8 protein-coding genes are annotated in these 8,543 nt (G+C 69.4%); 7 read left to right on the forward strand and 1 reads right to left on the reverse strand.

Features of this window, described 5'->3' with window-relative positions:
- Positions 1 to 390 precede the first annotated feature (390 nt).
- From ABZ818_RS41540 to ABZ818_RS41570, 7 genes are all read left to right on the forward strand, one after another.
- A complete protein-coding gene (locus tag ABZ818_RS41540) occupies positions 391 to 1,290 on the forward strand; it encodes an NAD(P)-dependent oxidoreductase (RefSeq protein ID WP_361427192.1) in 900 nt (299 codons plus the stop codon).
- Positions 1,287 to 2,750 (forward strand): aldehyde dehydrogenase family protein, encoded by a 1,464-nt coding sequence (locus tag ABZ818_RS41545; protein WP_361427195.1) that lies wholly within the window; start codon positions 1,287 to 1,289, stop codon positions 2,748 to 2,750. The genes ABZ818_RS41540 and ABZ818_RS41545 overlap by 4 nt, the downstream gene beginning before the upstream one ends.
- A 176-nt stretch (positions 2,751 to 2,926) precedes the next feature.
- The gene (locus ABZ818_RS41550; protein ID WP_361427198.1) at positions 2,927 to 4,429 is read left to right on the forward strand and encodes an amino acid permease; all 1,503 of its coding nucleotides are present in this window, start codon (positions 2,927 to 2,929) and stop codon (positions 4,427 to 4,429) included.
- 166 nt (positions 4,430 to 4,595) lie between these two features.
- On the forward strand, positions 4,596 to 5,942 hold the full coding sequence (locus tag ABZ818_RS41555; RefSeq protein ID WP_361427201.1) for a DegT/DnrJ/EryC1/StrS family aminotransferase: 1,347 nt from the start codon (positions 4,596 to 4,598) through the stop codon (positions 5,940 to 5,942).
- A gap of 354 nt (positions 5,943 to 6,296) precedes the next feature.
- Positions 6,297 to 7,514, forward strand: a complete 1,218-nt coding sequence (locus ABZ818_RS41560; RefSeq protein WP_361427204.1) for a helix-turn-helix domain-containing protein — start codon at positions 6,297 to 6,299, stop codon at positions 7,512 to 7,514.
- Between the two features lie 100 nt (positions 7,515 to 7,614).
- The gene (locus tag ABZ818_RS41565; RefSeq protein WP_361427207.1) at positions 7,615 to 8,013 is read left to right on the forward strand and encodes a hypothetical protein; all 399 of its coding nucleotides are present in this window, start codon (positions 7,615 to 7,617) and stop codon (positions 8,011 to 8,013) included.
- A gap of 35 nt (positions 8,014 to 8,048) precedes the next feature.
- Positions 8,049 to 8,336: a hypothetical protein gene (locus ABZ818_RS41570; RefSeq protein WP_361427210.1), complete on the forward strand. Its 288-nt coding sequence runs from the start codon at positions 8,049 to 8,051 to the stop codon at positions 8,334 to 8,336.
- 27 nt (positions 8,337 to 8,363) lie between these two features.
- Here ABZ818_RS41570 and ABZ818_RS41575 read toward each other — a convergent pair.
- Positions 8,364 to 8,543: hypothetical protein (locus ABZ818_RS41575; RefSeq protein WP_361427213.1), on the reverse strand; the 180-nt coding region annotated here is incomplete at its 5' end.

Below are 8,543 nucleotides of genomic sequence, written 5' to 3' on the forward strand. Positions count from 1 at the left end.
CACCCTCGGCCCGGCCACCGGACGCCTCCTCGCCGAGACGATCGTCACCGGCGAACGCCCCACGCAACTGGCCCCGTTCGACCCGCTGCGCTGACCAACCGGTGCCACCAACTCGGCATCGGCTGACCCTTCCCGTCCGGTCCCGCTGTCCCGGCGGTAGCAACCACCACTGGTGTCCTGACTTAACTGGTTGCCCTGTCTCCCACGTGGTGAGTGTCGAGGGGCCCCGACAAGCATTTCGACAAATGTCGAGTGAACCACGGAGAAGCTCCCGGCATCGGTCGGTGGTGATCGATTTCAGGTCGGCCGTACCGTCTGCGCACCGTCGGATTCCGGCCCCTGCCGCTGACCGCAGTGGAGGCCGGAGGCCAGTTGAGATCGGAGCTTTGGATGAGTGCAGCAGTCGCCTTTGTCGGGCTGGGGAACATCGGAGGGCGTGTCGTCGCCCATCTGGTGAAGGCCGGCCATGACGTGGCGGTTTTCGACCTGAACGCGGCCGCGGTCCAGGCCGCGGTGGAGGCGGGGGCCCGGTCGGCGGTGTCGGCCGCCCAGGCCGCCGAGGGCGCTGAGGCGGTCTTCCTGAGCCTGCCCACGCCGGCGATCGTGGAGTCGGTGGTCGGTGAGGTCCTGCCGCACGCCGAGAAGGGCGCGGTGATCGTCGACCACAGCACGATCGACCCGGAGACCTCCCGCCGGCTAGCCGGGACCGCCGCGGCGCAGGGTGTCAGTTTCCTGGATGCGCCGGTCAGCGGCGGTGTGCAGGGCGCGGAGGCCGGCACTCTCGCGATCATGGTGGGTGGTGACGAGGCCGCCCTGGAGCGGGTGCGCCCGCTGCTGGAGACGTACGCCGGGAGCGTCGTACGTATCGGGGACAGCGGCAGCGGCCAGGTCGTGAAGCTGGCCAACAACCTGATCACGGCGATCAACATCGCGGCGCTGGGCGAGGCGCTGACCACGGCCGTGCGCCAGGGCGTGGACCTGGATGTCGCGGTGAGCGTGCTGACCAAGAGCTCCGCCAACAGCAACGTGCTCTCCAGCTACTTCCCGCGCACGCTGTTCACCGCCGAGCGGCCGACCGGCTTCGCGCTGGACTTCATGCACAAGGACCTGGGCCTGTTCCTGGCCTCCGCCGCCTCGGGCCCGGTACCGCTGCCGCTGTCGAACGCGGTGCGGGACCTGTTCTCGATCGGCCGCCAACTCGGCCGTGGCAGCAAGGACTTCACCAGCGTCGTCGAGTTCTACGAGGACTTCGCCGACGTCCGTCTGCAGACCAAGGAGACCGGCAAGTGAGCACCACCGGCGTTGAGATTCCCGTCGTCCACCAGCTGATCGGCGGGGCGTGGGGACCCGCGGACTCCGGCGAATGGACCGAGGTGGAGAACCCCGGCCGCCGCGAGATCATCGGCCGCGTCCCGGCCTCCGGCGCCTCGGACGTGGACCGCGCGGTGGCCGCCGCCAAGGAGGCGTTCCCGGCCTGGCGCGCACGGCCCTCGCGCGAGCGGGGCGCCTTGCTGATCAAGCTCGGCGACAAGATCGCCGAGCACCAGGAGGAACTGGCGCGGATCATCGCCTCCGAGACGGGCAACGCCCTGCGCACGCAGGCCCGCGGCGAGGCCGCCTCGGCGGTGGACATCTTCCGTTACTACGGGCAGGTCGCCTCCGAGCAGAAGGGCGAGACGCTCCCGCTGGGCGACGGCCTGCTCTCGTACACGGTGCGTGAGCCGCTGGGCGTGGTGGGCGGCATTGTGCCGTGGAACGCGCCGGTGCAGCTGTCCGCGCTGAAGATCGCCATGGCGCTGTCCATGGGGAACACGCTGGTGCTGAAGACCGCGGAGCTGGCCCCGCTCGGGGTGCTGCGGATGGCGCAGTGGGCGGCGGAGATCCTGCCCGACGGCGTGCTGAACGTGCTGTCCGGCTCGGGCGCGGTGGCGGGCGCGCGGATCGCCTCGCACCCGGACATCGCCAAGCTGACCTTCACCGGCTCGACCGGGGTCGGGCGCAGCATCTTGGCTGCGGCCGCGGATCGGATCGTGCCGGTCACGCTGGAGCTGGGCGGGAAGTCCCCGGTCATCGTCTTCCCCGACTCCGACGACGACGCCACGGTCGATGGTGTGATCATGGGCATGCGCTTCACCCGCCAGGGCCAGTCCTGCACCGCAGGCTCCCGCCTGTACCTGCATGAGGACATCTTCGATTCGTTCCTTCAGAAGCTGACCGCCAAGCTCGCCCAGCTGAAGATCGGTGACCCGCTGGACGAGGACAGCGACATCGGTGCCATCGTCAGCGAGACCCAGTACGACAAGGTCTGCGACTACATCCAGTCGGCGCTCGACAAGGGCGGCAAGCTGATCACTGGCGGTGTGCAGAAGCCTGTCGACCAGGACGGGTACTACGTCGCACCGACCGTCATCAGCGGCGTCGACGCCGACTGGGAGATCACCCGCGAAGAGGTCTTCGGCCCGGTCCTGGTCGTTATTCCCTGGCGCGACGAGGACGAGGTCGTGGCCGCGGCCAACGACTCCGCCTACGGGCTGGCCGGCTACGTGTGGTCGAAGAACATCGACCAGGCGCTGCGCACCGCCCACCGGCTGGAGGTGGGCTGGATCCAGATCAATCGCGGCGGCGGGCAGATCCCCGGCATGGCCTACGGCGGCATCAAGCAGTCCGGCCTGGGCCGCGAGTACTCCGTGGACGGCGCGCTGGAGAGCTTCACCCAGCACAAGAGCTTCACCATCGCCTACACGGCCTGACGCATCCCGGCCCTCACGGCCTTCCAGCGCACCACCCCGCGCGCACTCGCGTCACGCACGACGTCTGGCAGGCGTCGCTGAAGCCCGGAGCCGCACCCGGTCTGTCGTTTTTCCCCACTCCGCTCCGGCGGCGCCTGTCAGCGTGACGGCTCCGCCGTCCCCGAAGGAGTCCCTCCATGGGTACCACCACCCCTCCGCCGCCGACCCACGGCGTCGAAATTACCGATGACGGGCTCGCGCAGAGCCTGACCAAGCGTCATATCCGGATGATCGCCGTCGGCGGCGCTATTGGCGTCGGCCTCTTCCTCGGGTCCGGCGGCGGCATCGCGAAGGCCGGACCCGCGCTGATCGGCGTCTACGCGATCACTGGTGTGTTCATCTACATCATCATGCGCGCCCTGGGCGAGCTGCTGATCTATCGGCCGGTCAGCGGCAGCTTCGCCGAGTACGCCCGTGAGTTCATGGGCCCGGCCTACGGCTTCATCACCGGCTGGGGCTACTGGACGACGTGGACGGTGATCGGCATGGCCGAGATCACCGCGGCGGGCATCTACGTCCACTACTGGTTCCCGTTCATCCCGCAGTACGTCACCGCGTTCGTCGTCCTGGTGGCGCTGGTGCTGCTCAATCTCCTGAAGGTGGGGGCGTTCGGCGAAGCGGAGTTCTGGTTCGCGTCCATCAAGATCACCGCGATTCTGGGGCTGATCATCGGCGGCACGCTTGTCGCGGTCTTCAGCATCGGTGACGCCGGCGCCAACAGCGCCTTCGCCCACCTGTGGAACCACGGCGGCGCAGCTCCCCATGGCTGGCTGGCGGTCCTGCTCGCCTTCCAGATCGTGGTCTTCTCCTACCAGGGCGTCGAGTTGATCGGCATGACGGCCGCCGAGACGAAGGACCGCGACACCGTCCTGCCCAAGGCGATCAACTCCATCCCCTGGCGGATCGGCATCTTCTACGTCGGCTCGCTGCTGGTCCTGCTGACCTTGTTCCCCTGGACCGAGTTCAGCGCGGGCGAGAGCCCGTTCGTGAAGGCTCTGACCCACATCGGTCTGCCGGCCGCGGGCAGCGTCATGAACTTCGTCGTCCTCACCTCCGCCCTGTCTTCCTGTAGTTCCGGCCTGTTCAGCAACGGCCGCCTGCTCAAGCGGCTCGCTGCCGACGGCGTCGCCCCCGCACGGTTCGCCACCGTCAACAAGGGCCACGTACCCGCCGCGGCCATCCTGGCCTCCGGCACCGCCATGATGATCGGCGTCCTGGTCAACGCGGTCGTCCCCGACCAGGCATTCGTCTACATCTCCTCCGTCGCCACCCTGGGCGCGATCTGGAGCTGGCTGGTCATCATCGTCTGCCACATGCTCTACCGCCGTAGGCTCGCCCGCGGCGAAGTGCACGAAAGCTGGTTCAAGCTGCCCTTCGCCACCCCGCTGAGCTGGCTTGTGATCGCCTTCCTGACCTTCGTCACGGTCATCCTCGGCTTCGACGCCGATAACCGCATCGCCTTGTACGCGCTGCCAGTGTGGGCAGCAGCCCTGATCGGCGGCTACCTGTACGCCAAGCCGAAGATCGTCGCCAGAGGGGTAGCCGCAGCGGCAGCGGCGGCCGCCCACGAGCCGGTCACCAGCCCCTCGGCTGTCGCCGCCGCAGCCGGGGACAAGTCCGCGACGCGCCGCACGAACTGACCCCGCCGGGCCGCCGGCAACCCCCGGCGGCCCGGCTCACGATCTGTCGCCGCCGCACCGGCGACACGCGGGCTCCTCCCCTTGGCCCGCACTCCGGCGGGCTGCCGAACCACGGCGGCAGCCCGCCTCCGACCTTCGTTTCCCGACCCGCAAGGAGTCCCTCCTCGTGAACGCCCGCCCGTCCTCCGCCATCGCCCCCTGGGCCAATGTCCCAAGCCGGCAGCGGCTGCACGAACTGGAGACCCAGCACCGCGAGGAGGGCTCGGCGGCGGTCACCGGCGCGGTCAGCCGCACCCTGGACGCGTACCACTACCGCATGGCCACCGAAGGTCTCGTGCTGTACGCCGGGACGAACGTACTGTCCCCGGCCGTGCGCGCCGCCCACGACGGCGCCCTGTCCACCCGCCCCGCGCTCGGCTGGCCCGGCGGAAAACTCCAGACCGGCGTGCAGGAGATCGAAGCCCTCGAAGTCATCGCCACCACCCAGGTCGCCCACGCCATGCGCGCCACCTACGCCGAGATCCGCTTCCTGACCGCGACCATGGCCAATCTGGCCCTCTACAGCGCCTTCACCCAGCCCGGCGACACCATCGCCGTGCTCTCTCCCGAGGCCGGCGGCCACGCCAGCCACCACGCGTACGCCACCGCCGGTGTGCGCAGCCTGAACACCGTCTACCTGCCCTACAGCGACGCCGACTTCGACGTCGACGCCGACGTCCTGGACGTCTTCCTCACCACTCACCGGCCCAGGCTGATCCTGGTCGGCGGCAGCGTCACCCTGTTCCCTCACGATCTCGGCGTTCTGCGCGAGGCCGCCGACCGCATCGGCGCGCTGCTCGCCTACGACGCCTCCCACGCCGCCGGCCTCATCGCCGCCGGATACGTCCAGGACCCGCTCGCCGAAGGCGCCCATGTCGTCACTTTCTCCACCTACAAGACCTTCGCTGGGCCCGCCGGAGGCGCCGCCGTCACCAACGACCCCCAGTTGGCCGAGGCGATCTCACACGCCGCCTACCCGGTCCTCAGCTCCAACTACGACCCCGCCCGGCTCGGCCCACTGGCCATCGCTGCCGCCGAGGCCACCGAACAGAAACCGTCCTGGGCCGCACCCACCATCACCGCCGCCCAGCATCTGGCCGCGCACCTGGCCAGTCAGCGCTACGCCGTCCTCGGCGCCGACCGCGGCTACACCCGCACCCACCAGGTCGTCATCGACGCAACCGCCCTGGGCGGCGGAGTCGGCGCGGTCGACCGCCTGGCGGCCCACGGTATCTACGCCGGCACCTGCCGCCTGCCCTGGCAACCGCCCGACGCACCTGCCCAGGGCATCCGGCTCGGCACCCAGGAAATCATCCGCCGTGGAGCCGACATCGCGACCATGTCCCGCGTCGCGGCCGTCATCCATCACGCCCTGACCAACCGGGGCCCGGCCAACACCGAGGCAGCCGCCGAACTGGGCGCCAGCCTTGGCCCCGACCTGTGGACCGCCCCGAAGCCCGTACAGCCCGTGTGAACCGGGCAGCCCGTGGAGCCGCGCCCGCTCCGACCGCCGCGGATCTAGTGCCCCGACAAGCAACGTTCGCCCCGTCGCGACGCCCGGCACGCTCCCCCGAGCTCTCCGAGCAGGGGGCCCCCACTCGCCGCACCGGCCGAAAGCCCAAGTACGTCCAGTACGAGGACTTCCGGCCGGCACTCCCCCAAGCTCTCCGAGCAGGGGCCCCCAGAGCACGCACCGGACGCCGCTCCTTCACGGGCAAACGTCGCCTGCCACGGCACTAGCCTGATCAGCATCAGCAGGGGTGCCCGCGCCCGAGGCCCCCCTCTCTCTCCCTCCTCTGCACGCCATCACTCAAAGGGACAGCGCGGCATGGCCAACATCGACATCCAGAACATCGTGGACGGGGTCGCCACCGCACTCGGCAAGGGCGTCTCCATCGACGACCTCAGCGGCCGCCTGGTCACCTACAGTGCCCAGCAGGGCCGTGCCGATGAAGCCCGCATCCGCGCCCTGCTCACCCGGGCCGTCCCCGAGGACATCCGCGCCTGGCAGGACAAGCACGGCGTCGCTACCGCCACCGAGCCCGTGGAAGTGCCCCCCAACCCCGATCTGGGCATGCGCGCCCGCCTCTGCGTCCCACTCATGCACCACGGAGTGAAGACCGGCACCCTGTGGATCCTCCAGTCCGACGACACCTGGTCCGCCCCGGCCCTCCTCGACCAACTCGCCTGCCTCGGCAACCAGATCGACACCCTGGCCGCCCTCCAGTACGACAAGGCCAACCCGCAGTTGGAGGAACGTCGCAGCCGCGAAACCATCTTCCAGCACGCCTGCCAAGCCGACCCCACCACCCTCGACAACCTCAGAACCTGGCCCGCGCTGTACGCGCTGGACACCGTGCACGTCCTGGTGTGCCTGCCCACCCTCGCCCACAACCCGGCCCGCCGCAGCGACACCGCGGCCGCCCAACTGCGCGTGGCCCTGCACCAGACGCTGGCCGCCTACAGCCACGCACTGGCCACATCCGTGCAGGACACCCACACCACCATCCTGGTCCGCTCCAGTCACGGCGCCGACACCCCGCGCCGGCTGCACCGCGACCTCACCGCCGCCGTGGCGACCACCGCAGCCCACGCCGACACGCCACCCCCGGTGTTCGTCGGCGTCAGCAACCCCCTCAAGACCATCGACCGCCTCCCCGATGCCTACCAGCAGGCCGTCACCGCCGCCCAGGCCGCCGCCGTAGACCCCGAACTCAGCCCTCTTGCCACGTGGGACGACATCGGCCCGTACCGCTTCCTCGCAAGAAACCTCCGCCGGGACACCCTCCACCAGTCCGAGCTCTACGACCGCCTGCAAGCGGCCGACGACAGCGGCGACCTCCTCCACACCCTGGAGGTCTACTACGACAGCGCCAGCGTCAACCAGGTCGCCCAACGTCTCCACCTCCACCGCACCAGCCTCTACTACCGCCTCGGCCGCATCAAAGACGCGATCGGCACCGACCCTGCCGACGGCCCGGCACGCCTGGAACTCCACATGGCCATCAAGACCGCCCGCTGGGCGCGCCGCCCCCGCATGCTCTGACCCGGAGATTTCGACGGGTCGCTGGAGGGTGGATCGCGTGTGACGACGGAGATCTGCCCAATCGGATCTTGAGCCCAGGCACGGATGTCGGAGGGCGACGATGGAACAGCCGCGGATACGCCTCGGCAACGATGGTGTGTGGCTGGAGTTGGCTCGGACCGGTGCGGACAGCTGGCAGATCACGGCGGATTGGTGCTCCTGGCTGACAGCTGACTTCACTGCGGATCTCAGTGCCGCGGAGGTCGTGGACTTCGCGGCGCGGATGCTCTCTCACCCGCGCGCGCCGTCGGGTGTGCGCTTTTCGGCGGCGGTGACTCCCGATCGGAACAGTCCGCTGACGTTGAAGGCGGAGCCAGTCGGGGACGATTTCGCCTTTTTCGTGCGCCTGACTCCCAACGGCGACGACAGCGTGTGTCATTTGCAGATGGAGATCGATCCGATCGCCACGGTGGAACTTCGTGAGACATTCAGTGCGCTGCACGCGGCGCTGGTGGTCTGACCGCCCGGAGCGTTTTGGTCAGGCCGCCGTCGTAAGTGGGGGTCCGCCCCCGCGGGGACCGGCAGGTCAAGGACAACGAGGCCGAAATGCGCGAGGCCATCGCTGCAACTCGCACCACTCTGACCACCCTGCCGGGCCTGGACACCGTGCTGGCCGCGAAGGTCCTCGGCCACATCGGGGACCTAGCCGTTGGCGCCACCCTGCGGATGGCGTGGCAGGCCGACCGGCGCGCACTACTGGCCGTGGCGGTCAGCGAGATCGGCCAGGGCATCGCCGCAGCCGCCAGCCTGCTCGCCATCAACGCCGTCATGCACGCCCGGTGAACAAGCGCCTGCCGGTTCACGCGTACTTCATGGCCTCCGCGCACCCAGATGACCGGCATCTCCTTGCGGACCCTTTCCCAGGTCGGCGGTGGCGTTGTCCTCGGGGGTTGAGACTAGTACTGCAACCGCATCTGGGGTGACGATCAACGGCGTCTGTCGTTGATGTGACTGTGTGCTGATGGGTTGACGGTCGAGCAGGTTGAGTCG

It is taken from the genome of Streptomyces sp. NPDC047453, from assembly GCF_040643155.1.
In the GTDB taxonomy this organism is placed as follows: domain Bacteria; phylum Actinomycetota; class Actinomycetes; order Streptomycetales; family Streptomycetaceae; genus Streptomyces.